This window comes from Pseudomonas sp. BN417 (assembly GCF_029871205.1).
GTDB lineage: Bacteria > Pseudomonadota > Gammaproteobacteria > Pseudomonadales > Pseudomonadaceae > Metapseudomonas.
In genome coordinates, this window is record NZ_SSOJ01000057.1 from 15,386 (window position 1) to 41,095 (window position 25,710).

Sequence of the window (25,710 nt, forward strand, 5' to 3'; positions counted from 1 at the left end):
TGGCCACGTCCTTAGGTTAATCGGCCGCCAGTACAGCGGTATCAACTGTCAGGGGCATACCCAGGGCAAGCGACTCGACCGCCATCACGGTAGCCAGGCTGGTCGCCATCAGGCAGTCATAATCCACACAGGGCTGGCCCGCTTGCAGGCCCTTGAGCCAGGCGCTGATCATGTTTGTCTGGCCCTTGTCCTGAACGCCCAGCTTGTTGCGCCTGGCGTCGCTGTCGCCGTTGAACAGCGCCACTTCCTTGAAGTCATGGATCTGCGCCGAGCGCCCACCACCAAAAACCTCGATGTACTCCTTGGCCATCGCCTTGGAGCCTTCGGCGGTGTAGGTGATGTTGGCCACGCTGCCATTCTCGAAAGTAAGCGACAGGCACAGGTTGTCGTTCAGCAATGCCGACTTTTCCGCTTTGCTGCTGCCCACGGCGTACACGGTTTTTACGTGACTGCCGACCAGTGCCGCAGCCAGGTCGATGAAGTGACAACCCTCACCAATCATCCGACCGCCGCCCACCCGCGGATCCTGGATCCAGTGATTGGCTGGAATGACGCCGGCGTTAACACGGATGTTCACCACCAGCGGGCTTTTCACCGAGGCGAAGTGCTCGATCACCAGGCGGGTTGCCGGAGCAAAGCGGCGATTGAAGCCGACCATCACCTGGGCTTTGCCGCAGCGGCCGTAGGCCAGGTGGATGTCCCCCAGCTCGGCCACTGACAGGGCCAGAGGCTTTTCCACATACACATGCTTGCCAGCATTCAGCGCATCGCGCACGGCCGCACCATGGGTATCGTGGCGGGTGGTGACCACGATGGCGTCGGTGTCGCCCTGCAGCAGTTCGGCATAACTGCCGGCGCAGAAGGCAAAGCCGAATTGCCTGGCCACGCCCTGGGCAGAGCGGCCGCTGGCGGTTACCAGCCCATTGAGAGCCACCTGATTACTGGCCTGCATGGGCGGCAACAGACTGGCAGTGGCGTAGTTGCCGGCGCCAAAGAAGGACAGCTTGACCTTCTTACCGGTGACGACAGCCGGCTTGACGCTGATGCGGGACGATGCGCTCGCCCTGAACGGCGCAGAGTTGTACCGCAGCAATATGCCCAGGTACGGCTCGGTCTTGTTGCCTTCGATCAACCGGTAGGCGCTGGCCGCCTCATCCACCGAAAAGCGGTGAGTGATAAGGCCCTTGATATCCAGCTTCCCCTGGGAAACCAGGGACAGGAAGGTTTCCATGTTGCGCTGCTCGGTGAAGCGCACATAGCCATAGGGGTAATCGTTGCCGCTCTCCTCGTAGAAGGGGTCATAGCGGCCGGGGCCGTAAGAGCGGGAGATGACAACGCTGACTTCCTTCTTGAAGTAGTCCTCGCGCGGGATATCCATCCGCACCGCGCCGACTACCACCACTCGGCCTTTCTCACGGGTCACCGCGCCGCACAGTTGAATGACGGTATTGCTCGACGTACCCGCACAGACCAGCACGCCATCGACGCCGTGCCCAGCCGTCAAGGCATTGCAGATGCGCGCCACATCCCCAGCAGGTGGCACACCCACGGCGCCATAGCCTTCGGCTCGGCCAACCAGGGAAGGATCGAGATCAGTACCGATCACATTGCAGCCGTTTGCCTTCAGCAACTGCACGGCAATCTGCCCGAGCAGACCCAGCCCCACCACCAGGAAGGTTTCCCCCAGCAGCGGCCCAGCCAGCCGCACACCTTGCAGGGCAATCGCCCCCACGGTGGTAAAGGCGGCTTCCTCATCCGACACATTGGCCGGAATCTTCACCACCAGGTTCTTCGGCACGGCCACGAACTCGGCATGGTTGGCATAGTCGGCGCCACCACAGGCTACCCGGTCACCCGGCTGGATACCTTCGACCAGGCCACCCACCGCAACGACAGTGCCGGCGCAGCTGTAACCCAGTGGAGAAGGGGAATCGAGGCGCGAATTGACGGTTTGCAGGGTTTTCTTCAACCCCTCGGTCCTGATCTTGCCGATCACCTGTTTGACCAGATCCGGCCGCGCCTTGGCCTTCTGCAGCAGGCTTTTCTTGCCCATGTCGATCTTGGTTTTTTCAGTACCGGCACTGATCACCGAAGTGCTGTTTTGTACCAGGATGAATTTATCGTTTAGTGTCGGGACCGGAACATCGTTGGTTTCAACGATTCCGGTGCGCAGGGTTTGGGTGACTTGTTTCATAAGTTACTAGCCTGCGATTTATCAAGAAATGTCTGAACTGGCCCCTGACTCTCCAGCCAATCAGGTACTCGTCGAACTCGGAGCGAGCAAAAGACGCCTGGGCGATCAGTCCGATATCCTGACGTCAATCATCTTGCTTTTACCCGAGGGACTTAGCGGTATGGAGTCGCAAACGGTCAGGATGATGTCGAAGAAATCCCCCCACCGACCAATCTGCTGATCCAGCACATATTTCTTGAAGCTTTCGTCCAGAATTCCATGCCGCGGAACGATGCAAAGTTCGATTTTCCCGGGAGTACGTTGCCTGATCTGGTACTGTCGAACCCTCGACCATGTTGGTTCGTTGATGACTATCGACATGCCGGATATCTTTGCGCCGTGCCTATCGATAAGAAAATCCTGTTCCCGTCCTTGAAGGCTCGAGATCGTGTCGTCGACTATCAGACCGTGATCCTTCGTCCTGTATCGGATCAATGGCATGACCTCGTTCCATAGGCCGGTACCTACGACTTCGGCGCTACCTGCCGAATTCTCGAAAATCGAGTAAAGCCTTTCGAGTTTGTAGGAAATTGACTGATCCCCCGGTTGATACCGGTAAAAACCAAGGATAGTCCGCTCCGTAAGACCGTAATGACAGACAATTGGGCACTTCCAGTAGTCGTGCATTATATTCAGCTGCTCGATTGTCACAGGCTCCGATCCAAGAAAAATTGCTTTGACGTTCCGTGGCGGGGTCGGATTGTTTTGCTTGAGCAAGTAGGTCAGCTCAAGAAAGACAGCCGCATATGCGTGGATAAATTCGAAGTCAGAGCCCGCGAGTGACCTGGCAATTGAAGAAATGTTTTCCCTGCTTATGTGGTAAGGGGAAAGCATGGTTGTCTTGCCAACTTTGAAAACGGGGTGCTCATGTAGCCTTCTAATGCCCTCGGCGCCAACACGAAGCACAGCCGATCTATCACCCTTGTAACCAACCTCTCCCCAGCGCGTATTGAAGAAAAGTCTTTCGATATCGGAGGAGGATTTGGATCTCCACATTCCAATTCCCCTCCCTGTAGAGCCTCCGGTCGTCGCGTACTTGGCAAACCAAAGCTTCGCGCGCTCATTGATGAACATCTGTGGAGAGTCCATGATCAGTTCCTTCTCCACATAAGGAAACTCACTGAGGAGCTCGAATGGATCTTCGTGCGTGATTGTATTTACTGCCGGCGCGAGACTCTTGTAATACGGCACATGTTGTTTTGCGACGAGAAGAATCTTTCTGAGTTGCTCACGCCTTACCGCATCCTGCTGGGTACTGTCCCTACACTCAAGAGCTCGCTTGGCTTCGAAATATTTAGGGGAGTAAAGAAGCCTTGGGGGAATCAGATGCTTGGAGTGCTGGTAAAACTCTTCAAGCTTCTTCTTCATGTTCAGGGTCATGTAAATGTTCATGTTCAGGTTCATGTTCATATTCATGGCGAGTCACCCGGGGAAGATTATCTGGATTAGGTTGGGCCTAGCTGATGACCTGGTCCATATGATAAAGACCATAGCTTTCGGGGCATCCTGAGGTCAGGTAAACGTCCACTTCTTTCTTGTCATCAGCAATAGCCAGTCTTTTTTTGTACCAGGAAATCAGCTTATCAATTGTTGGTGTTTGCAGATCCATCTGCTCTGCAATCCACTTTGCGATCAAGACCCCGTAGATCACATCATCTCGAAAGAATCGGTGACTGGTGTCGATATGGAATTTACCGCCGTGGAATCTGGTCGGGGTTTTGATAGAGGATAGTGACTGAGAATGGATAAAAGTATCTATTACTGCCGCCGGACGATAGTCATTCGAAAACTCCTCAAGCTCCAAATAACTCATCATGAAGCCAAACTTCATTTCGGAATACCGCTTCCTCAGGGAACTCCTTATCGAGCTGTATTCTTCATCAATTCTTGAAACGAGCTCCGCTGAAAAATCATCAAAGTCCTTATAAAAATAAGGCACATCCTCCGCCAAATCCCATACCCCATCACAGGACTGGTACAACCCGAATAGCCGACTTGGGTGGATTATCTGGTTATCCACCGTTAGCGTTACTGAAATGAAATTATCGGCGAGCGCAAACGCGCCAAAACCGAACCAGAACTCACCGAGATGTCTGAACAGGTTCTCATTGAGTTCGCGAAACTCCGATGGCCTGGACATGGCGACCAGGTTCCGTTTGTTCGCGGATAAAAGTGCCCCCGTTCTTCCATAATCACGGGCCCTGCAGACCCAAGGTAATGCCCCGATGGCGAAGTAGGTAATGAGACTCAGGTCGTGCTGGTTGAAGGCTGACCTGACCATCCAGTCGAATCCGCCCTGCCCATACAATGTACCGATAACGTACTTTCTATCAGGCAGAATGTATTTCGCGACATCTTTCAGGGCCGAATAATATTCTGACACAGGCATACTGAGTATGATTATGTCAGACATTGGAATAACCTCGGCTGGATCGCCGGACAAACCATGAATACGCCCAACCACGGAACTCACTCCGTTGACTGGACTCTGAATAATTAATTCTGGATTACGGCTCCAGCGATTTGGGCGGGATGTCAACAACTGTATGAAGTGGTTTGTCCTTGACAATAAAGGTATTAATACATGCGCACTATTACCACCACCCACGATCGTTATGACTTTACGTTGGTTGTCCATGGAAAATGGCTCGAATTATATAGCTTGCTGACGGGGGAGACTGTAGATGTCAGAACTGCCGCTTGAGCTAGCCCTTCGCAACTCAGCTATTTATTAAGCTATTCGGAGCAGTAAAAGATCTTCTCCGAATGTGTCGGAGGTATAAAGTGACCAGAGATTTTAATGCCCTTGGGCACCACTTCAGGGCGTTGCTAGGAAAGCCCCGGTGAAATTGTTCCTATTGTCGTCAACAGCGATCGTCTAAAAGCACTTTCCTGGTACATATCCACATAGCGGCGACGCCCTACATCTCCTAGCTTTCCAACCAGGTCCTTATCAGTTGCCAAGGTTGATATGCATTTAACGAGTCCAGCAACATCATGCTCAGGAAATAGAAGCCCGCATTCGCCTCCCGAAAGTATTTCAGGAACTGCTCCAGTCGACGATGCAATTACAGCCTTCCCTGCAGAAAGCGCCTCAACAACCACCAATGGGAACGTGTCAATATATGACGGAAAAACCAGAACATCGCCCTGCGCAATAAAGTCGATCTTACTTTGGTCGTATAGCGCACCGGAAAAACTGACAAAACCATTTTCAATCAGTTCGGGATTATCAGTCTTCCACTGCTCCACTTCCTCTTTCAATGCCAGATCAGGCCAATTTCCAGCCAAAGAAATTCGGCAGTTTATTTTTTGCTCATACAATACCTTGGCCGCCTGCAAGAGGTAGAGCGCCCCCTTCCCTCTGATGAAATTGGAGAAGTAAAAAAAATTAATAGGCCGCTTATCGATTCTCGCTCCCATGCAATCAACGAGGTCATCCGCACAATTAGGCACAACCCAGAATCGCTTTCGTTCTACAAGCCCAGCCACTTCACCCCAAAACAAGGAAGACAAATGAATTACATCCGCCCCAGAAAAAGCAAATTTATAGATGGCCCTCTTTATCTTTGACTTGTCAACATCAATACCGCGACCATGCAGATGGAAAATTCTCTTTACTCGAAAGACTTTCAAGATCGCGACAATGATAGCGTCTCGATAAAATGCGACACCACTGGGGCATAGTGCAAAATAGCAAGCAGTTGGTCGATTAACCAAGAGAACACGAATAATTCTGCAGAGGAGAAAAAAGATTTTAACCAGTTTGTTAAACGACACCTCCCCTACATCCTTCAGATCGTTGGCATTGGATAGATTTATAGACAGAGTGGCGGGGTAGGCCTCCAGAATCGCATTATGCGCTTTCACATTCATCACTGATGCGCCATGCGTTGGTGGTGGGAGCTGCCCAAGGAAAAGGAACTTCTTTTTCAATTGGATTCTCCACGCGCATACTTTGTAGAAACCTTGCAGAGACTGACGCGACGTAAGGATTATTGCCGTAGTATTAGAATCGAATGCTTGATGATCAGATATCTTTTGAGCTTCGTATACTTCATCTTGATCCTCGAGAGGATCGGAATGTACCGGGTAAAAAAATCCGCCAATCTCGGCATGAATTTCTTAATTGGGCTATCAGACGAACTCTTCAAAAACAGAACGTTACTTATCTCACTCAGATAGCAATGCTTTAGCTTGTCAAGCATTATAGAGATTTCAGTTTCGTAATCTCCTTCCAGCTCATTATTCAACCTTCCTAGAGAATGGTGCATTTTGCAGATAAAACTGTGCTGGGTTTCTGGCGTTATCTTTCGAGTGCTCCATGACCCCACTGCATTCATTCGATAGAAGCTCATAAGCTCAGGGACATACAATGCGCCACCGTCAGCCGAGCCAATAACCTGGATGAAATAATCACCCAAAGGACAGTCACCGAGCCAGTCAGGAAAGTTAAGCATGGCGTTTTTGGTCATCATTATGGAGGCGGTGTGCATGTAATCACCATCGCCAAGAATGATAATCTTCGTAGATAAGATCGATTGTTGATTCGGGTATAGAAATCTGCTCTTCTGCGTTTCGAAGAATCTCTCTTCGCCACCATCCGTACTGCCTTGAAAGTATCTATGGAAACAGATCCGCACTTTAGGATTGTTTCGCATCGCATTCGCTTGGCGCTGCAACTTATCGCTGGCTATCCAGAAATCGTCACCTTCACAAATCGCTATGAAGTCTCCTTTGGATTCCCGCACCACCTTGGAAAGCAAACCGTATGGCGATATTGAATATTGGTTCTCCTTCTGAATCATTGGCTTTACAATTTTCGGAAATTGTTTCGCATATTTCCTGATTATTTCTGCAGTTGAATCGGTCGATGCGTCATCGTTCAAAACAATCTCAAATGGAAAGTCCGTTCTTTGAATCAAAAAGCCACGAATTGCATCTTCAATGTATCTCTCCTGGTTGTATGCCAAGCAAATAATGCTGACGACAGGGTTTTCAACACGTCCTTGCCACGTTGACATTATCTCGGCTTCTGATGGGATCTTTATATTTCTGAAATCATTCAAATTGAATTCTTTCATGACAGCCTCCTTGGCGTAATCAATTGGTTGCCCAAGGGCGCCAAGTCATTTGGCAAATTGCCCTCTGGTGCAGTACCGAAACGACGCAGGACATACGCTTCGCGCTATACCCGGCCAAGCGCCAGGGCGAAAGTTCATTCGAATTTGGGAATCCACGTCCTTAGGACGTACTCCGATTAGCAAGATGAAGTCGGAGTTTCGCGGTGAGCCAGGCGCAGAGGTCATACGCCAAGCGCGAAGGTTGGTACTGCCCCCTTCCAGGGGGGGGCGGCTGATTCAGGACTTCCCCGGACGTGGTCAAGATCCCGAGATAGCCGCGATATGTCGAGTTATCCAACGTTTTCCGGTGCTCGAGAGCAGCAGGGAGACCGCTGTTGCGGTGGCGGCAATCCCCATGACCAGTATCAGACTTTGGATCCTGGTTTCCGGCGGGATGCTCAAACTGAGTAAAGCCAATGGCAGAGCCATTGCTAATAGAATGATCCGGGCAACATCGTTGACGATCCAGGAGATGTGCAGGCCGGGCTCGAATTTGTGATGAACGTACGCAACCCAGATCAGTAGGGAAATAGCGTTATTTGCAAGCCAGGCGTAGCCAGCTCCAATGCCTCCGTAGTTCACGGCGGCTAATGTGATGCTAGGGATCAGTACAGCGCCCATACCTGCACTACCGATCAAGTGGTAGCGCAGATTCCCCATGGCGTATTGCAGGTAGTACGGAAAGGCAGAGATAGCCAGAAGTCCATTACCAATGGCGTACAGGCGCATGATAGGTGCGGCTTTGGCCGCAAGTTGCGCATCTCCTGTCCAGGCGAACAAAAGTGGTTCGGCGCAGGTAACCAGGGTAATAGCCGCGGAGCCACAGAGAATGCTGACCAGTTGGGTTGCATCACGATAGACCTTGATCATCTCGTCGTGCTTGCCCTCGGCATGTAGCCTGGCCATACGCGGCATGATGGCATTGCTTATCGGGCCGCTGACAACCATGATGCCGCTGGCGACCAGGACAGCGAGAGTGAAGTAGCCGTATTCCGCGAGTGGCAGAACACCGGAGAGCACCAACTTGTCGATTTGCGTGACCAGCACCCAGAGCGATGAGGTAAAAGCGATGGTCAGCGCGAATTTCAGCAGGGGCTTTACGGGACGCAACGACCAGCCGACCGACCGATCCACGCCGCTACGCGCCGGCAGCAGACGCTGGCTCATCAAAAACAGGCCCAGTATTTCCACCAGCGCAACGGCCAGCTGATGAATGAAGAACACAAACGGCGTGAAGCCGAACAGCCACATGCTGGCAAAAACACCGATAAAGCGCAGCGTGGCAACCAAAGCGTTGAAGCCACTGAGCCAGACCAGGCGTTCGGTGCCAGTGATCACGCCACGGTATAAACCGCCCATCCAGCGCAAGGCAACGCTGATGGCCATGATCTGCACCGCCAGCACTACTTCATCCACAGGCAACTCCGTGGCATTGAGCCAGCGGGTTGCAATCGCCTCGGATAGCAACCACAAACCTCCGCCACCGATCACGGCAATGCCCGCAAATATCAGGCTGAGGGCGCGGAACAGCTGCCGATAGGCCTGCGCGGACATGGCCCCGCCATGGTAGCGAGCGGTTTCGCGGCCAATGGTTGGGGTCAGGCCGAGATCCAGCAAGGCAAACCAGGCTTGAAGCATGGTGAAGAAGCCCACCAAGCCGTAGGCTTCTGCCCCCATATATTTGATATACAGGGGCAGGATCAGGATGCCCACGGCGGTGACATAAATCTGGCTCGCGTAATTCGCCAGGATATTGTGATTTAGAGACAATTTATGTTTCACCGTGGAATATCATGGATTCACCGCCATTATTCGAAAGCCCGTCAAACTAAACTTTCAAACTCAGACTCCACACCCAAACTGCAGGTATCTTCAATTTTCCAGCAATGAAAATCTGCTCAACATCTGGCGAATTTGCTCGACACTATTGAGCATCAGCACATCGATGATCGACAGATTGGCCACAAAGGGCTGTTTCAATTGTTTATATTCAATCGTGTCGATACGATGAAAGCGCAACTGCATGCCATGGCTCATGAAATAATCAAAGCAATACAAACTTCGCCCACCAATCGGATTTACGTAGGTCTTTCCTCCTAACAACTTCATGGTCTGGATGACTCGATCCTGATGATCGATCGGCGGTGGCAGCGTCAAGTCAGAGGCACGGATTACCGGTGTAGTGATATGCAAGTAAGCACAGGTTTCACGGATGGCATTTTCAGCATATCTGGCCAAATTGCTTTGCGGGTAGCGCAACACCTGCTCCAACCAGGGGAGTACAGCCTTGGCGAATGGCGCACGCGAATAGCTTAGTGAGATTGTCCTGATAATCCTGGACAATTCATCCTGAATGTTATCGCACATATGGCGCTGATTTATGTTCAGCGTATGGCAATCTTTCTTGAGGGGAAATGTTATGAATTTTGGCTCGCCGCCGACAAGAATCCGGTTACGGTTTATCCAGCCTTCCTTGACATACTGCAAATCATCCCCCAGCACAAACAGGTCCGAGGCCGCTATCAACTGAAAATACCCAAGGTACGGGAACAGATAGGGCTGCATCATTGCAATTGTCTTAGACATCACCGCACCTCTTGACCAAGGCACATCTCGAAGAGACCCCATAGGCGCTTTATGGCGCTACTCCAAGACCTTGAACTCGCTCGCCAAAATCGACATTTGAACCACGTCCAAATAAACACCTTCCTTGAATACCGCCTGCCTCTGCACCCCTTCAACTGTAAACCCACTCTTTTTATAAACAGCAATGGCTCTATCGTTATTCTCGATCACAGCCAGATAGACTCGATTCAAGTTCAAGTCCAGGAAGGCATGCTCAAGGGCTTTATAGGTAGCGAAGGACCCTACTCCCCTGCCCTGGAAATCCCGTTCCCCAATCCAGATGGCAAACTCACAGTCTCTCACCACCCAATCTATAGACAGAAGATAGACGGCACCAACAATCTTGTTACTTGCCCTCTCGCAAATCGCAAGCCTTACGCAATTACTTCTGCTGGCCAGATAAGACTCCATCCAGGCAGAATCAACCTCCTCAGAAATATACCTGAAGGGCGCTCCAAGCGAACTAATGATCCCTCTGTCATTTCTCCACTTGTTTATGACTTTTATGTCATCCCGCGACAGCTCCCTCAGATAAAATTCACTCATCATCAATACTCCTACCAATTATATTTATCGCTGACCCGTAGTTTTCTTTGCTGTAGCGCTGGTCACATGGTATAGGAAACAAATTATTGACTAGTTCGTATTCAAGAGAATCCGCATTCAAACGAGGAAGGCATCTTGCCCAGTAGGTCGGGGTAAACACCCTTTCTCTAATCAGACTCTCCCTGAGGTTCATCAGGTTTTTAAAGAATGGGTAGCATAGCGGTGCATCAATAGCCTCGACGTCCAGCTTCAACCTGTTGTGAACTCCAAACTCCTTATGAAGAAACCGGAAATTTTCGTTTCGCTTCAATCTTGCAGACTCATAATCGATGCTCGATAGAAGCCTCTCCGTCAGCACTGACATTTTTCTGTATTGGCAGTCTTCGAGTGTCCTTTCTGCTGCCTGGTAATCGGCATAGCCGGATTCCGGTGGTCCACCCAGCCGTTTCAGGAGATGAAGCGAACGCTGGATAGACCCATCATCTATCTCATCCGGTTCACGAACAGGAAGTTTCGTAATCAGCAGTCCACCATCCGGTACACCGAAAAATTTACGCGGCGAATAAATAGTGGCCAAACAATCCAGTGGCGGCGCAAAAAAAGCCTGCGAATGATCGAATACGACCTGCTCGGCGTTGAATTTTCTTAGGACCTCACGCTGCTGGCTCGCACAGACACCGAAATAATTTACATACAGGATCCACTCATCAGGATGAAGGTTGATTTCATCCTTGATCGAGAAATCTTCATTTATGGAATAAAAAGAAACCTCGATACCGGCCTTGCTCAAGGGCCCAAGCATGGAATCGCATATGTAACTCGGCATCCAGACCTTGCGTGGGCGACCGGTGCAGAGCAATGCGTAGAAGCTAGCGCGTGCGGATTGAAAGCGGAGTGCCTCTGGATAAAGACCTGGGAATCCTGACGGCAATTCAAGCTCAAAATAACCGCCAACAGCTTCATTCATGATGTCTCACCCTGGTTAATGATCAGCCTGCAGATCCCAAAGCAACCGAACGCCATCACGCGCTCTATCAGGTGTTTCTTATGAGCGCCCCGACGGTAGCGATCGATGCTTCCTGCAGCGCCGGATACATCGGCAGACAGATCACCTTTTCAGATATCGCGTGCGCTACCGGCAGGTTGTTGCGCTGCGCCGAGACCAGCCCCCGGTACATCGGGAACTCGCTTATCAGCGGATAAAAGTAGCGACGGCCAAATACGTTGTTCTCTTTGAGCTTCTGGTAAAGCTCGTCGCGACTCAGCGGGTAATCCCCCTCGACCAGGATCGGGAAGTAGGAGTAATTGGCGACCTTTTGCCCGGCCCTCTCGACGACGCGGATGCCTTTGACATCTTTCAGCTGTTCGCGATAGGCCTGGTCGACCTCCTTGCGGCGGGCGATTGCGCGGTCGATATGCTGGAGTTGCAGCAAACCGAAGGCCGCGTTGATCTCGCTCATCTTTCCGTTGATGCCCGAGGCGACCACTGTGACTTCATCGACAAAGCCGAAGTTCTTCAGATTGTTGATGCGCTGCTTGGTCTTGGCATCCGGGCAGATGATGGCGCCGCCTTCGAAGGTGTTGAACACCTTGGTGGCATGGAAGCTCAGCACGCTGAGGTCGCCGTGGCGGAGAATGCTGCCGCCTTCATCCTCCACACCAAAGGTATGAGCTGCGTCGTAGATCACCCGCAGGTTGTAGTTGTCGGCGATTTTCTGGATGGCTTCGACATCACAGGGATTGCCATAGCAATGCACCGGCATGATGGCGGTGGTCTGCGGAGTAATGGCGGCTTCGATCTTGGCCGGGTCGAGATTGAGCGTATGTGGATCGATGTCCACGAACACCGGCTTGATGCCATTCCACAGCAGCGAGTGGGCGGTCGCGACGAAAGAGTAAGGCGTGGTGATGACCTCGCCCGCCACGCGCAGTGCCTGCAACGCCGTCAGCAGGGCAATGGTGCCATTGTTGAAGAGCGCGATGTGCTCGACACCGAGGTAGTTGGAAAGAGCAGCTTCCAGTTCCTTGTGCATCGGCCCGCCATTGGTGAGGATCTTGTTTTCCCAGATGTGCTGCAGATAGGGGAGGAACTCATCCAGCGGCGGCAGATACGGTTGGGTGACGTAGATCGGTTTGTCGTTCATACAACCTCCCTCACCAGGGACAGCAGATACTGGCCATAACTGTTCTTGCTCAGGGACTGGCCGACCCGGTACAGGTCATTGGCATTCAGCCAGCCATTGCTGAAGGCGATTTCTTCCAGGCAAGCGATCTTGAAGCCTTGGCGTTTCTCGACGGTTTCGACGAACACACCGGCTTCCTGCAGGCTTTCATGGGTACCGGTGTCCAGCCAGGCGAAGCCGCGGCCGAGCAGTTCGACATAGAGGTCGCCGCGCTCCAGATACACCTGGTTGATGCTGGTGATTTCCAGCTCGCCCCGGGCGGACGGCCTCACCTGCCTGGCGATCTCCACCACGCTGTTGTCGTAGAAGTACAGACCGGTGACGGCGAACTGGGACTTGGGCTTGAGCGGCTTTTCCTCGATTGAGACTGCACGCTTCAGGTCATCGAACTCGACCACACCAAAGCGCTCCGGGTCCTTCACCTGGTAGCCGAACACGGTGGCGCCCTTCTCACGCCGGGCAGCCTCGCACAACATGAGCCGGAAGCCCTGGCCATAGAAAATGTTGTCGCCGAGCACCAGGCACACCGAGTCGGTGCCGATGAATTCTTCGCCAATGAGGAAGGCTTGCGCCAGGCCATCGGGGCTGGGCTGCACGGCATAGCTCAGATTGATACCGAACTCGCTGCCGTCACCGAGCAACCGCTGAAACCCCGCCATGTCGTCTGGAGTGCTGATCAGCAGGATGTCGCGAATCCCCGCCAGCATCAGTGCCGACAGCGGGTAATAGACCATCGGCTTGTCATAGATCGGCAGCAGCTGCTTGGACACGCCCCGGGTGATCGGGTACAGCCGGGTCCCGGAACCGCCGGCCAGGATAATGCCTTTCATCATGTTCCAGTCCTTATGCGAAGGCGCCGAGGCGCTCGGTTTGGGGGCGTTTCAGATCGTCCGGTTAGCACGGGTTGGTAGGGTGCGCCGTGCGCACCGGTGGCTTGGTGCGGCGCCGTAGCCAATTTCGAATCCGGTGCGCGTGGCGCACCCTACGGCCGACCCAGTGCGCAAGGACGTGGACTTTCATGCCGTCCAGACTCCGCGTGTATCGACGGTCTTGCATCTCTCGAGGATGGTCGCGGGGATTGCCTTGAACTCCTTGTGATCGACCAGCAACACGACCACATCCGCTTTTTCCAGTGCCGCCCCGATGCCGGTCAGGCGCAGCTTGCCGGCCAGCTTGGCCGGCAGCGCCCATATGTTCGGCTCTACTGCCAGCACCCTGCCGGGATGGGTCGCGACGATCTGCTGAGTGATCGCAACAGCCGGGCTCTCGCGCAGGTCGTCGATATTCGGCTTGAAGGCAAGGCCCAAGCAGGCGATGGTCACGTCGCTCGCCGATTTTTCCGGGTTGGCTTGCAGAAATTCGGCAACGGCCAGCCTGACCTTATCGACCACCCACTGCGGCTTGCTGTCGTTCACTTCGCGGGCGGTGCGGATCAGCCGTGCCTCTTCGGGTGTCTTGCTGACGATGAACCAGGGATCGACGGCAATGCAGTGCCCGCCCACGCCAGGGCCCGGCTGCAGGATGTTGACGCGCGGATGGCGGTTAGCCAGGCGGATCAGTTCCCATACATTGATATCGAGCCTGTCGCAGATCATCGACAACTCGTTGGCGAAGGCGATATTGAGGTCACGGAAGCTGTTCTCGGTCAGCTTGCACATTTCAGCTGTACGGAAGTTGGTAATGACGCACTCGCCCTCGACGAAGAGCTCATACAGGCTGGCTGCGGCAGCTGAACATTTGGCAGTCATCCCACCGATGACACGGTCGTTCTGAACCAGCTCACGCAGCACGTGGCCCGGCAGTACGCGTTCTGGACAGTAGGCCACGCGGATATCGGAGTCTTCGCCATGGGTCTGCGGGAAGGTCAGATCAGGGCGGGCTTCGGCCAGCCAGGCCGCCATCTGCTCGGTAGCGCCAACCGGGGAAGTGGACTCGAGGACAACCAGATCACCTTTCTTCAGTACCGGGGCAATGGACTTGCTGGCGGCTTCGATATAGCTGAGGTCGGGCTCATGGTCGCCCTTGAAGGGCGTCGGCACGGCAATCAGGAAAGCATCGGCAGGCTCGGGGATTGTGGTGGCACGCAGGAAACCTTCGGTGACTACCGCATGCACCACCATCTCCAGGTCGGGCTCGATGATGGTGATTTCGCCTCGGTTGATGGTGTCGACGGCTCTCCGGTTGACGTCGACGCCGATCACGTGCCTCTTGCGTGAGGCGAACACCGCCGCGGTGGGCAGCCCGATGTAACCCAGGCCGATGACGGAGATGGTCTGGAATGACATGTCATGTACGTTGACATGACTAGATGAATGATTGACGGCTTGCGCCTGCTTTTCATGTGCAGGCTCGCTCCCGCCGGAGCGGCCATTGCGAACGCAGGGGACGTCGTACAGGGCTTCACGGATGCGCTGACAGGCCTTCCCATCCCCATATGGATTGTGGGCATGGCTCATGGCTTTGTAGGCTTCGTGATCAAGCAGCAGGCAGTTCAGTTCACGAACGATACTGGCGGTTTCAGTACCCACCAGTTTGACCGTACCGGCGTGTACTGCCTCCGGCCGCTCCGTGGTATCCCGCATCACCAGGACCGGCTTGCCAAGCGAGGGGGCCTCTTCCTGGATACCGCCGGAGTCGGTGAGGATGATATGCGCACGGCTCATCAGGTAGACGAAGGGCAGATAGTCCAGCGGTGCGATGAGGTGGATATTGTCGATACCGGAGAGCAGACGATGGACCGGCTCAAGCACATTGGGATTGAGGTGCACCGGGTAGACGATATCCACATCCGGATGCAGTTGCGCGATCTCCATCAGTGCCTGGCAGATGCGCTCGAAACCTTCGCCGAAACTTTCCCGCCGGTGGCCCGTGACGAGGATCAGCTTACGGTGGGAGTCAAGAAATGCGCTCACCGCGGCAGCTCTTTCACGCCGCTCCTGGTCCTTGTCGAGGCGCGCCACCACATCGAGCAAAGCGTCGATCACGGTATTGCCGGTAACGAAGATCTTTTCCCTGCCGATTCCTTCCGCGATCAGGTTGGCCTGCGAGGCCTCCGTTGGCGCGAAGTGCCTATCGGCAAGTACGGCAGTGAGCTTGCGGTTGCCCTCTTCGGGCCAGGGTGAAAGGAGGTTGCCGGTGCGCAGCCCGGCTTCCACGTGCGCCACCGGGATTTGCTGGTAATAGGCCGCGAGACTGGCCACGAAGGTTGTAGTGGTGTCTCCGTGTACGAGTACCACGTCTGGCTTGAACTCGCCGAAGACGCCTTTCATCCCTTGCAGGATGTTGCTGGTGACGTCGGTGAGGTCCTGCCCGGGCTTCATGATGTTCAGGTCGAAGTCGGGCCTGATACCAAACAGGTCGAGTACCTGGTCAAGCATTTCGCGGTGCTGACCGGTGACGCAAACCTTGATCTCGAAGCGCTCGTCTGCGGCCAGGGCGAGAACGAGGGGGGCCATCTTGATGGCCTCGGGGCGAGTGCCGAAGACGCAGAGGGTTTTCATGCTGTGGTCCTTCAAGTTTGCTTTATCGGGACTTCGGCGAGCCTTTGGCCCGCCCACATCGGGTCGCGGGCAAGCCCGCGCCTGTAACGGCAGTTGTCTGGTTGCAGCAGGGCGAGGCGCGCTTAATAGATGTCCCTGGAGAACAGCGCGAAAGGCGTCTGGAACAGGATCTTGATGTCCAGCCACAGCGACCAGTTGTTGATATAGGCGAGGTCCAGTTCCACGCGCTTCTGCATCTTGTCGATGGTTTGGGTTTCGCCCCGGCAGCCATTGATCTGCGCCAGGCCGGTCATGCCGGGCTTGATCCGGTGGCGGGCCATATAGGCGGCGATCTTGCCCGTGTAGTAGTCGTTGTGCGCCACAGCATGGGGACGCGGGCCGACCAGGGACATTTGCCCCAGCAGCACGTTGAACAGCTGCGGCAGCTCATCGATGGAGGTACGGCGGATAAAGCGCCCCACGCGAGTGATCCGCGGGTCGTCGCGCCGCGCCTGGGTGACCCGGGGGTCGTCGTGCAGGCGCATGGAGCGGAACTTCCAGACCTTGATGATGGTGCCGTTCCAGCCATGGCGATCCTGTTTGAACAGGACCGGTCCGGGCGATGAACACTTCACGGCAATGACCGTGGCCAGCAGCACGGGGCTGATGGCGATAAGTGCCAGCAGCGCCACGGCGCGGTCCATCAGCGCCTTGCTCAGGGCCGCGCTGGGATAGGCCGAGAGCGGGCATTTGTTCAGGTGAATGGCCGGCATGCCTTCGATGTCGCCGACCGAGTGGTTGAGCGGCATGATGCTGTGCAGGTCAGGCAGCCAGACCACGTCGGTATTGGCGTCGAGCAGCTCGAAATACAGCTCTTCGATCTTTTTGGCTGCGGTCAGCGGCAGCGCAATGTACAGGCGACTGATGTGATGGGTGACGATCAGATCACGCAGGTTCGAGAGGTCGCCGATTACCGGGTAGCGGCTGCTGTCCGGCAGTTGCTCCTCACCCGCGGCGACCAGACCGACCACAGGGCCGTACTTGTTTTCCACGAGCTTGTCCGCCAGGTTCCAGGCCTGCTCGCCGGTGCCTATGATCAGCGCGGTGCGCTCGGCCTGGTGCTTCCGGTCGTACCGCCTGGCGAAGGTATGCAGCGGCAAGTAGGTGCCTGCCTGCAGGGCAAAGCCGAACATCCCCCAGGCGAGGGCCACTTCATGGGAGAAGTGTTCACCGGTCTTGGTCACGACCACAGCCACCGTGAGGCCGCCCAGCAGAATCAGCCAGCCGGCGAGCAAACGGCAAAGGCCAACCAGGTACCCATGCTTCTTGTGGTAGACCCGCATCAAGGAGTAGACGGGCACTGAACCGAACAGGACGATCAGCGCCAGCATGCGATAGTGCAGCCCGATCTCGCCGGTCTCTATCAGCGCCAACACGCAGAGCAGCGTGATCATCGAACTGACGGCCACCAGCCATTGGCCCCAGAAGGTCAGGCCGCGGCCGAGGAAGTTCAGGCGACCGGCCAAAAAGGTCAAGCGACGTCCCGTTTGAACTTCGGGAGCGCCCCTGGTCGAGGCTCCATTGCTGGCTGGAGCGGTTGCTTCGGACTGTGACACGACGAATACCTGCAAATGGCAAAGCGTGGATCATGGCCTCCTTGCGCCTGTCTCCTGTGGTACCGCTACTACTGAGTTCTCACGCACTGCGCGAGCTGTCGCGTGTTCCTGAGTTCATGACTCAGGCTTTCGCACAGCACCCGGACCCTGCCGGTTCGCTGGGCGATTTCGAGCAGATGCCGAGCCTCTGCATTGCCGAAGGCCACGCTGCGCCTGGCGGACTCGAGGGTTATCTGACGCTGGACCTCATTCAATTGCGGCCAGGCGCTGAAACCAATCTCGGCCAGCTCGCGGTTCACCCCGATTCGCCATGGGCCGAGTTGGAATGCCTGGACCATGGCCTGCTCGAACTCGTCATCGAATTCCTGCAGGTACAGCTTGCTGTGAGCCAGGCGAGCCCAGGTGTAAGGCCAGGTCGGCCGCGCGACTGTTGCGGCGCGGTAGGCGTCGAGGGCTGCACGGCGAGAGCGCTGCGCAGCAGGGTCAGCATAGGGCTGACGGAATTGCTTCCAGCTGTGGATTCGCCCGAGGCGGTCCAACCGGTCGCCATCGGCGACCGGGTAGAGTCTGATGGCGCGCTGTGCCGCGTTGTGGGCAACTTCCCAAGCGACAGCGCTGGGCTCTTGACCGCGCTTGTCCCACGAACTGATGAAGGCTTCGGCCTGGAAGCTGGCAATGCCGGCCAGCAGCATGTGAGCGCCCGCGACCAGCAGCACGAAGGACAACACCAGCACCAGGGGCGGCAAGTGGTGCATGATCTCGCTCTCACTTCTTGAATCCGCATGCGAGCGCTGACGCTTCCGGCTGCCTGGCCGGTCGAGCGATTGGCTGGCGTTCATGCGAAATGGCTCTGCGCGATTTCCCAAGGCGTATGCAGGACCAGAGACTCGGCCTTGTCGTCGCCAACGATGCGCGCGGCATGCTGCACGCCCTCACTGAGCAAGGGCGGGCGGTGCTGAAGGTTGTGGGCATCGCTGGCAAGTATGGTGACCACGCCCTGCTCCAGCAGGGCGCGAGCGATGGCCTCGGCCGCTGGACCGAAGCGACCGGCCACGGAGGCAGCCGTGACTTGCAGCAGGCAGCCCAACTCAAGCAAGGGCTTGAGCCTGGACGGCGTGCGCATGATGTCCTTGTTGCGCTCGGGGTGGGCGATCATCGGCAGGATCTTGCGTTCCAGCAGCCAACTGATCAGACGCTCGGCGCAGAAAGGTATTTCGCCATGGGGGAACTCGAGCAGCAGGACCTTCTGGCCCTGCCATTGGCCCAGGAAAGGAATGGTTCCCTGACTCACGCCGGCCATCAGTTCCATGCCGAAGCGCACTTCCGCGGCGGCAGCCACTCGCAGAGGAATGCCCTGCTCCTTCAGCGCCGCCGCGAAAGAAGCCCGCGCACCCTGGATGCTGACAGGCGTGTTGTCGTAACGGCCCGGGTGGATATGCGGCGTGCAGACCAGGTGAGTGATACCGTCCTGCACGGCCACGCGCGCCAGTGCAAGCGAAGCCTCGAGGTCGGGAGACCCGTCGTCTATGCCAGGGAGCAAATGGTTGTGCAGATCAATCATGGCGGCTGTCGAAACCTTTCTTCGAATTCGCATCTTGGAGCCGGCTACCAACTGCCGCATGGCCCCCCGTAGGATGGGTCGGGCGGCGCTCCGCGAGCGAAGCGATACCCATCAGTCCTGTCCGCATGGGTATCGCTCCGCTCCACCCATCCTACGAGCTGTCAAACCTGCAGAGGGCCGCCCTGGTGGGCTTTTTGCGGGCAAAGCAATACCTGGGAGCTCAAGCTCCTGCTGGAAATTCCTGGGTTTGGGCACGTCGGTCGGCTATGCGCTCAACGCGAATCAGAGCCTTGCTGGCTATGCGCCGATCAGGTCATGCATTGAACTGCCGATCTGTTTGGAGCAGAGGGGGCGTGTGGTTCTTGCTCGCGAAAAGGCTCCGAGATCATCCCATCGCAAGCAAGCTTGCCCCTGAAGCACTCAGGTCTCGGCGGACATGTGAAGTCCACAACTCGCTCGACCCGAGCTTTCGCAGGTGCCACCCGTTCGCGGTGTTCACACCTGCTTGATCGTGCTGTAACCGTAGTAGTCGTAGTAACCGCCGTAGATGTAGCCGTATCGCTTGGCTTTCCTGATATCCACCTGGTTGAGGACAATGCCGTTCACCTGGACATTGTTTTGCAGCAGTTGGCCAATCCCCTTCTCTACCGACGGAATGGCGGTGGAGGCGGACTTGACCACGTAGATCACTGAATTGGCGAAAGTGGCCAATAGCACCGCATCGCTGACCGCCTGGATCGGTGGCGAGTCGATGATGATGCGATCGTACTGGCCCTTGAGCACTTCGAAGGTCTTGGCGAAGCGCGGCGAAGAGAGCAGCTCCAGAGGGTTGGGCGGCACAGCGCCGGCGCCAATCATGTCGATACCATCCACCCGCTTGATGCAATCGCCCAGCGAGGCGGTGCCGGCAATCAGGTTGGCCAGGCCCGGGGTACCCACCGGGAACTCGAAACTCCTGGCCAGGCTCGGGCGACGCAAGTCGGCATCGATCAGCAGCACCCTTTCCACCTGTCCCAGGGCGAAGGCGAGGTTGGATGAAACGGTGCTCTTGCCCTCGCCGGGAATTGACGAGGTGACAACCATGACCTTATGCGGATAGTCGACTCCGGAGAGCACCACACCCGTGCGAATGGTCCGGATCGCCTCGGAGAAGCTCTTTTCCGTGTCCGTGGAAAACATGCGGGCGAGCAGGCCGCGTTCCTTGCTCTTCATCAGCGGCAGGATACCCAGCACCGGAATGTTCAGGTGGAACTCCAGTTGTTCCGTGCTCTTGACGGTGTTGTTCAGGGTGTCCAGCAGCAGGGTCAGCGCAACACCAACGAACAAGGCAAACGCGGTTGCGATGCCGACAATCAGCTTTTTCTCCGGCTTGACCGGGGAGGTGGGCACTGCAGCCTGATCCACAACACGAGCATTGGCGTTTTGCAGGTCGGACGTGGCGGCCGTTTCCTTCAGGCGGGTCAGGAAAGTGTCGTAGAGCGTGCGGTTGGCATCAACCTCGCGCTGCAGCTCACGCAACTTGAACTCCTTGCGTGAAATGTTCTGGATCTGCGTTCTGTTGATGTTGAACGAAGTCTGGAGGGAGCCCTCGTTGGCGACGGCCAGTTGGTAGTTGCGCTCGATCCCGGCCACCACCTGTTCGACCTGGCCGCGCAGGCTGGCGGAGGCGGCGCTCAGTTCGGAGCGAGCGGCCTCCATGGACGGGTGGCGTGCACCGTAGCGGCGCGACAGTTCTTCGACCTTGGCCCTGGCCTTGGCCTCGTCGGCCTTGAACTGCTGAATCAATGGGTGGCCCAGGACAGCCGGGACACTCGCCATGCGCTCCCAACCACTGCTGCGCATGGCCTGCACCTGGCGGTACTGGCTTTCGGCCTCGGCACGCTGGCGGCGCGCATCGATCATGCGGTCACCGGTAAGGGTCAGTTCGGCGGCGCTGATGGTGGCCACGCCCTTCACGTCTACCAGATTCTCCGCTTCGCGGAAGGCCTGCAGGCGGTCTTCCGTGTCCTTCAGCTTGGTACGCAATTCGCCCAGGCGATTGTTCATCCAGGTGGTAGCGGTCATGGACATTTCCATGGTCGCCTCCAGCTGGCTTTCGATAAAACCCTTGGCCATGGCATTGGCGGCCAGGGCCGCCATGCGCGGATCCGCCATGTCCACCTGTACCTTGACCAGCTGGCTCTTGCCCTGCGGCTCGACGCTGACGCGCTCCATGAAAGCCTTGGTCACCAGGTCGAAGATCTGCGCTTCGGTGGGGTCGCCCTCTTCTTCCAGGTCGCCGGGCAGGGTCACGGGCACGACCTTGTTGAAATCCAGGTGAGCCAGCAGGCCGCGAATGTCGACCAACGGTGCGGACTGCTGCCGCGGATCGAATTCGGGGTGGGTGGTCAGATTCAGCTGACGCACCACACGCTCGGCCAGGGCACGCGACTTGAGCAGTTCGAACTGGGTGTTCAGGTATTCGCTACCCGCTCCCTCGAGGCCGTAGACCTTCTCGATGGAAACGACCTTGGCAGCCTTTTCTTCGATTAGCAGGGTGGCGGCCGCGCGGTAGATAGGTGTGATGGAGAACGCGGCAAGAATTGCGACCATGGCGACCACCACCACCAGGGTCAGAATGCTCCACTTTCGGTGCCAGACGGTGCGCCACATCTTGAGCAGGTCGATCTCGTTGCCGACCTCCTCCTGACGCTGGCCGAGCAGACTGCGCTCGATAATATGCGTATGACTATCCATGTGTCGGACACCCTGAAAAGTTAAGGGCGCTCAGGCGCCAGGGGGCTAGCCGCGTGATGCGGCCCCATTCCCTGGTTTGCCGGGACGATGGCTCGCGTTTTAGAAGAAGCCCTGGTCGATCGTGATGGTGTCGCCAGGCAAGACCAACGTGTCGAGCGTGGCCGGCTCGGGAGTGCGGCTGGCATCGCTGTCACGGATGATGGTGATGCGCTTGTCCGAGGCACGTTCGGTGAGGCCGCCGGCGAGAGCGACGGCACGCCGCAGGGTCAGCCCTGGCTGGAAGGGGTAGCCGCCAGGGATTTTCACTTCGCCACTGATGAAGAATTCACGGTATTGCAGGACGCTGACCGATACACGCGGATCGACCAGGTAGTCGCCCTTGAGCTTGCCGATGATGATCTGCTCGATCTCGGCAGCGGTTTTGCCTTTGGCCTGGACCTCACCAATGAAGGGGTAGGAGAAGGTACCCGCATCGGTCAGGCGGAGCTTTTCGAAGGTGAGATCCTTTTCGCCAAACACATTGATGCGGATGACATCGCCAGACGCGAGCTTGTACTGGGAGTTACCTTCCGCTTGGGCGACACCGACGTTGATCAGCAGCAGGCCGAGGATCAGTCTGGAAAGAATTCGAATGATCATAGGCTTGCTCCTGAAGAGTCCGAAGTCATAAAAGGGGGCCGAGGCCCCCCCTATGCTTCTTGCGGACGCAAAGTCAGAGGCTGGCGGTGACGCTGATCGAGTAGATGTTGCGTTCGTAGCTTTCGCCGATGGCACTGGAATCGTCTTCGGCGTATGTGTAACCGACGCCCACATCCAGCCAGCGTCGCATTTCGTAGGTCAGGCCCAGGTTGACGGTCTTGATCTTGTCGTCGCGATCGATGTCCTGGTACTCCTCGTCGGCGTACGAGTAGCTGACATCGGAGCGCAGTCGCTCGAGCCACTCGTGTCCCCAACTCAAGGTCGTGCTCTGGGTCTCGATGGAGGAGGCACCATCGTCACCTTCGTCGATCCCGCGACGGGTCGTCAGGTTGAACGTGGAGTAGGTGCGCGGCTTCCATTCGACCCCCACCTCCCACATCGAACCGCTGGCGTCGTCGACACTGGAGTCGTCGAAGCGCTTCTTCTCGCCACCGATCTTGACGGTACCGCTGGTCTTGGCGGTCGCGTCCCAGGTCAGACCGCCGAGCAGGGCGACGTTGTCGCTGTTGAGGCGGTCATTGCTGACGTAATCGAAGTTGGTGTGGCGGGCCTCGACCAGGGCACGGGTCTTGGGCGCGACACGGTAGTAGAACGTGGTCCTCAGTGCGGTCGTGTCGCGCTCGTTCTCGGCGTTGACATGGTCGCTGTTCTGGTAGCGCAACTCCTCGTAGTCAGCACCGAGATCGATCTGAGCGCGGGCGCTCTGGGCGCCGTAGGTATACACCCCACCGACATTGGCGATGGTGTACTTGTCGTTCTCCACACTCTGGCCATCCGTGAGGTTCTGGTCATCAGCAGCGGTGTCCTCGACCTGATGGTAGCCAGCCGTCAACTTCAACAGATTGCGCGCATCGAACTTGAGCGCACCATCGGCGGTCAGGTGGTGGTCCGTGTTGTCGTCCTTGTGGCTCGAATGAAAAATGTCAGTGTTGGCCGAGTATTTCAGCGCGTAAGCGCTCTTGCGGCCTTCGGCACCCAGCACGAAGGTCGGAGTGATTTCAGTGATCCAGGAGGACTCTTCATTCTCCTCGACAGCCCGGAAGTTATCGTCGTACCGCTCACCCACCTTCAGCTCCGGAGTGAAGGTCAGGCTTTCGGACAGCTTGATGTATTGCGGGTCGACCGCCCAGGCATCGGCACATAGGGCAGCTGATACGGCGGCAGCCAGGGAGCTAGCTTTCAACTTCATGCGCATAAAGACCCCAGTAATCCTTTCCTGTGGTTTTGCTGGCGGAAATAGCAAAACGTTGCCGAAGCATAAAGTAGCAGCTGACGCTGTTTCAGCAGAAGCACCCTGTCTCAGTTCGGGCTGGCGGAGCCGCCACCACCGCTGCCGCTTGGAGCGCTGCTATTGGCAGCGGTGTTGGCCTCGCTCCCCGCGCCACCAGAGCCACCAGAGCTGCCCGAGCTACCCGAACTGCCCGAGCTGCGAGGACTGGGCCCCGCCACGGTGTTCGAGGTAGATACGATCGCGTTGTCGGCGACGGCATCCTGAGCTGCATCGCTGATCGCGTCGGCTTGATCCGGGGCCGCACTGGTCGCAGCTGCGGTGATGGCGACGGCCTGGTCCGGAGCTGCGGCTATGGCAGCCGCAACGATGGCGGAAGCGTGGTCCGGGGCGGCAGCGACGGCGGCGGCAACTATGGCGGCGGCCTGCTCCGGAAGAGCGGACACGGCGGCGAAAACAATGGCAGCAGCGTGGTCCGGGGCAGCAGAGACGGCGGCGGCAACGATAGCGGTGGCTCGGTTCGGAGCAACGGACACGGCTGCCGCAACAATGGCAGCGGCCTGGTCCGGAGCGGCGGTCACGGCAGCGGAAACGATGGCAGCAGCCTGGGCCGGAGAAGCGGTCACGGCGGCACCGACGATGGTCGCAGCGGCGCCAGGATTGGCCGTGACGAGGCTGGCGATGGCGTCGGCCAGTGCATCACCTTCTGCATCAGCCACACTTTGGGCCTGAGCTTCGGTCAAGGCGACGCCCGCGGACTTCAAAGCGGCCAGGGTGCCTGGGTCGGCGAAACTCTGGCCGGAGACCAGCGCAGCAACCAGGGCAAATCCGGAAAGGGCCTTACGCATATCGTACGTCCTCGTTGGATACTGCATGGGATCCGGCCCTCTTCTGCTTCGAGTCTCGGGCGGCTGCCGTGTGCGACCACTCCACGCTTCTCGCGGTCCCTTGCGACCTGCCGCGAGCCATGCTCATCAACCTGAGTCTACGGACACGCTACCGCCCCAGATTTTCGGCCTTCATCTGACAACGGTGGTGCTGGATGGAAATTTCTCAAAAGCAATGCCTGACGGCACGCGCGCCGAACAAAGCCAGGCGCACCGTGACGATTGGAAGGATAGTTGGAGGGCGGTCGGGCGGACTGCTGCCTGTATCACCTCAAAAGCCGCTAGTCGGATTCCACTCTGCTTTTAAGGCTATTGCTCTATGGCCAGCTCATCACAGCGCTCTCTGCCCCCCTGGGCATGCCAATGCATTGCGCGAAATGCCAGGATCAGGCGTCACATCAAGGGCTTGGCACCGCGACGGCAAGCGTGTGACCCGCAGTCAAAGCCACGGCATGCGACTTCACAGCAGAGGCCACCGAGGGCGCCTTCCCGAAACTCGGCGTCAAAATGCCGCCCGGCTCAACACGTTTGCCTGGAGCGACGGAGCCGGACCGGTAGGGTGGAGACGAGTGCGGGCGTCATGATTTGAATCCGTTACTGGCCTAAAGCCGAGCAACGGAGCCGCCCGGTAGGGTGCGCCGCGCGCACCAGCGGTTGGACCTCACTCCCGGCTTGACCTCAAAAGCGGTGCGCACAGCACACCCTACGGTGGAGGCGAGTGCGGAAGTCATGATTTGAATCCGTTGCTGGCCTAAAGCCGAGCAACGGAGCCGCCCGGTAGGGTGCGCCGCGCG

The 25,710-nt window shown here is 56.8% G+C and carries 19 protein-coding genes and 1 pseudogene; all 20 read right to left on the minus strand.

Annotated features, from left to right (window positions below):
* Positions 1-16: 16 nt before the first annotated feature.
* Positions 17-2,053: a bi-domain-containing oxidoreductase gene (locus E8F11_RS05515; RefSeq protein WP_280287789.1), complete on the minus strand. Its 2,037-nt coding sequence runs from the start codon at positions 2,051-2,053 to the stop codon at positions 17-19.
* A 246-nt stretch (positions 2,054-2,299) separates the two neighbouring features.
* Positions 2,300-3,637: a hypothetical protein gene (locus tag E8F11_RS05520; protein WP_280287790.1), complete on the minus strand. Its 1,338-nt coding sequence runs from the start codon at positions 3,635-3,637 to the stop codon at positions 2,300-2,302.
* 52 nt (positions 3,638-3,689) lie between these two features.
* Complete coding sequence (locus E8F11_RS05525; RefSeq protein WP_280287791.1) at positions 3,690-4,871, minus strand: NAD/NADP octopine/nopaline dehydrogenase family protein; 1,182 nt, start codon at positions 4,869-4,871, stop codon at positions 3,690-3,692.
* Positions 4,872-5,062: 191 nt separating this feature from the next.
* A complete protein-coding gene (locus tag E8F11_RS05530) occupies positions 5,063-6,169 on the minus strand; it encodes a glycosyltransferase family 4 protein (RefSeq protein ID WP_280287792.1) in 1,107 nt (368 codons plus the stop codon).
* Between the two features lie 59 nt (positions 6,170-6,228).
* On the minus strand, positions 6,229-7,317 hold the full coding sequence (locus E8F11_RS05535) for a glycosyltransferase (RefSeq protein WP_280287795.1): 1,089 nt from the start codon (positions 7,315-7,317) through the stop codon (positions 6,229-6,231).
* Positions 7,318-7,614: 297 nt separating this feature from the next.
* Complete coding sequence (locus E8F11_RS05540) at positions 7,615-9,138, minus strand: oligosaccharide flippase family protein (RefSeq protein ID WP_280287797.1); 1,524 nt, start codon at positions 9,136-9,138, stop codon at positions 7,615-7,617.
* Positions 9,139-9,228: 90 nt separating this feature from the next.
* Positions 9,229-9,942 carry a WbqC family protein gene (locus E8F11_RS05545; RefSeq protein WP_280287799.1) on the minus strand — a complete coding sequence of 238 codons (714 nt, stop codon included), beginning with the start codon at positions 9,940-9,942 and terminating at the stop codon, positions 9,229-9,231.
* Between the two features lie 57 nt (positions 9,943-9,999).
* Positions 10,000-10,527: a GNAT family protein gene (locus tag E8F11_RS05550; protein ID WP_280287801.1), complete on the minus strand. Its 528-nt coding sequence runs from the start codon at positions 10,525-10,527 to the stop codon at positions 10,000-10,002.
* Positions 10,520-11,494 (minus strand): hypothetical protein, encoded by a 975-nt coding sequence (locus tag E8F11_RS05555; protein ID WP_280287802.1) that lies wholly within the window; start codon positions 11,492-11,494, stop codon positions 10,520-10,522. Before E8F11_RS05555 ends, E8F11_RS05550 begins: the two co-directional genes overlap by 8 nt.
* A gap of 67 nt (positions 11,495-11,561) precedes the next feature.
* Positions 11,562-12,671, minus strand: a complete 1,110-nt coding sequence (locus E8F11_RS05560) for a DegT/DnrJ/EryC1/StrS family aminotransferase (RefSeq protein WP_280287803.1) — start codon at positions 12,669-12,671, stop codon at positions 11,562-11,564.
* Positions 12,668-13,540: a glucose-1-phosphate thymidylyltransferase RfbA gene (rfbA, locus tag E8F11_RS05565; protein WP_280287815.1), complete on the minus strand. Its 873-nt coding sequence runs from the start codon at positions 13,538-13,540 to the stop codon at positions 12,668-12,670. The genes E8F11_RS05560 and rfbA overlap by 4 nt, the downstream gene beginning before the upstream one ends.
* 186 nt (positions 13,541-13,726) lie before the next feature.
* On the minus strand, positions 13,727-14,995 hold the full coding sequence (wecC, locus tag E8F11_RS05570; RefSeq protein WP_280287816.1) for a UDP-N-acetyl-D-mannosamine dehydrogenase: 1,269 nt from the start codon (positions 14,993-14,995) through the stop codon (positions 13,727-13,729).
* A gap of 108 nt (positions 14,996-15,103) precedes the next feature.
* Positions 15,104-16,210: pseudogene (gene wecB / locus E8F11_RS05575) on the minus strand (UDP-N-acetylglucosamine 2-epimerase (non-hydrolyzing)); the annotation flags it as partial.
* 122 nt (positions 16,211-16,332) lie between these two features.
* Positions 16,333-17,724, minus strand: a complete 1,392-nt coding sequence (locus E8F11_RS05580) for an undecaprenyl-phosphate glucose phosphotransferase (protein WP_280287805.1) — start codon at positions 17,722-17,724, stop codon at positions 16,333-16,335.
* A gap of 149 nt (positions 17,725-17,873) precedes the next feature.
* Positions 17,874-18,644: a hypothetical protein gene (locus E8F11_RS05585; protein WP_280287807.1), complete on the minus strand. Its 771-nt coding sequence runs from the start codon at positions 18,642-18,644 to the stop codon at positions 17,874-17,876.
* Entirely contained in the window at positions 18,641-19,366 is a 726-nt protein-coding gene (locus E8F11_RS05590; RefSeq protein ID WP_280287808.1) for a CpsB/CapC family capsule biosynthesis tyrosine phosphatase, read from the minus strand. Before E8F11_RS05590 ends, E8F11_RS05585 begins: the two co-directional genes overlap by 4 nt.
* A 495-nt stretch (positions 19,367-19,861) precedes the next feature.
* Positions 19,862-22,102, minus strand: a complete 2,241-nt coding sequence (locus tag E8F11_RS05595) for a polysaccharide biosynthesis tyrosine autokinase (RefSeq protein WP_280287809.1) — start codon at positions 22,100-22,102, stop codon at positions 19,862-19,864.
* Positions 22,103-22,201: 99 nt separating this feature from the next.
* Complete coding sequence (locus tag E8F11_RS05600) at positions 22,202-22,741, minus strand: polysaccharide biosynthesis/export family protein (RefSeq protein ID WP_280287810.1); 540 nt, start codon at positions 22,739-22,741, stop codon at positions 22,202-22,204.
* A 73-nt stretch (positions 22,742-22,814) separates the two neighbouring features.
* Positions 22,815-23,990 (minus strand): outer membrane beta-barrel protein, encoded by a 1,176-nt coding sequence (locus E8F11_RS05605; RefSeq protein WP_280287811.1) that lies wholly within the window; start codon positions 23,988-23,990, stop codon positions 22,815-22,817.
* Positions 23,991-24,100: 110 nt separating this feature from the next.
* Complete coding sequence (locus E8F11_RS05610) at positions 24,101-24,877, minus strand: hypothetical protein (RefSeq protein WP_280287813.1); 777 nt, start codon at positions 24,875-24,877, stop codon at positions 24,101-24,103.
* Positions 24,878-25,710: the final 833 nt, after the last annotated feature.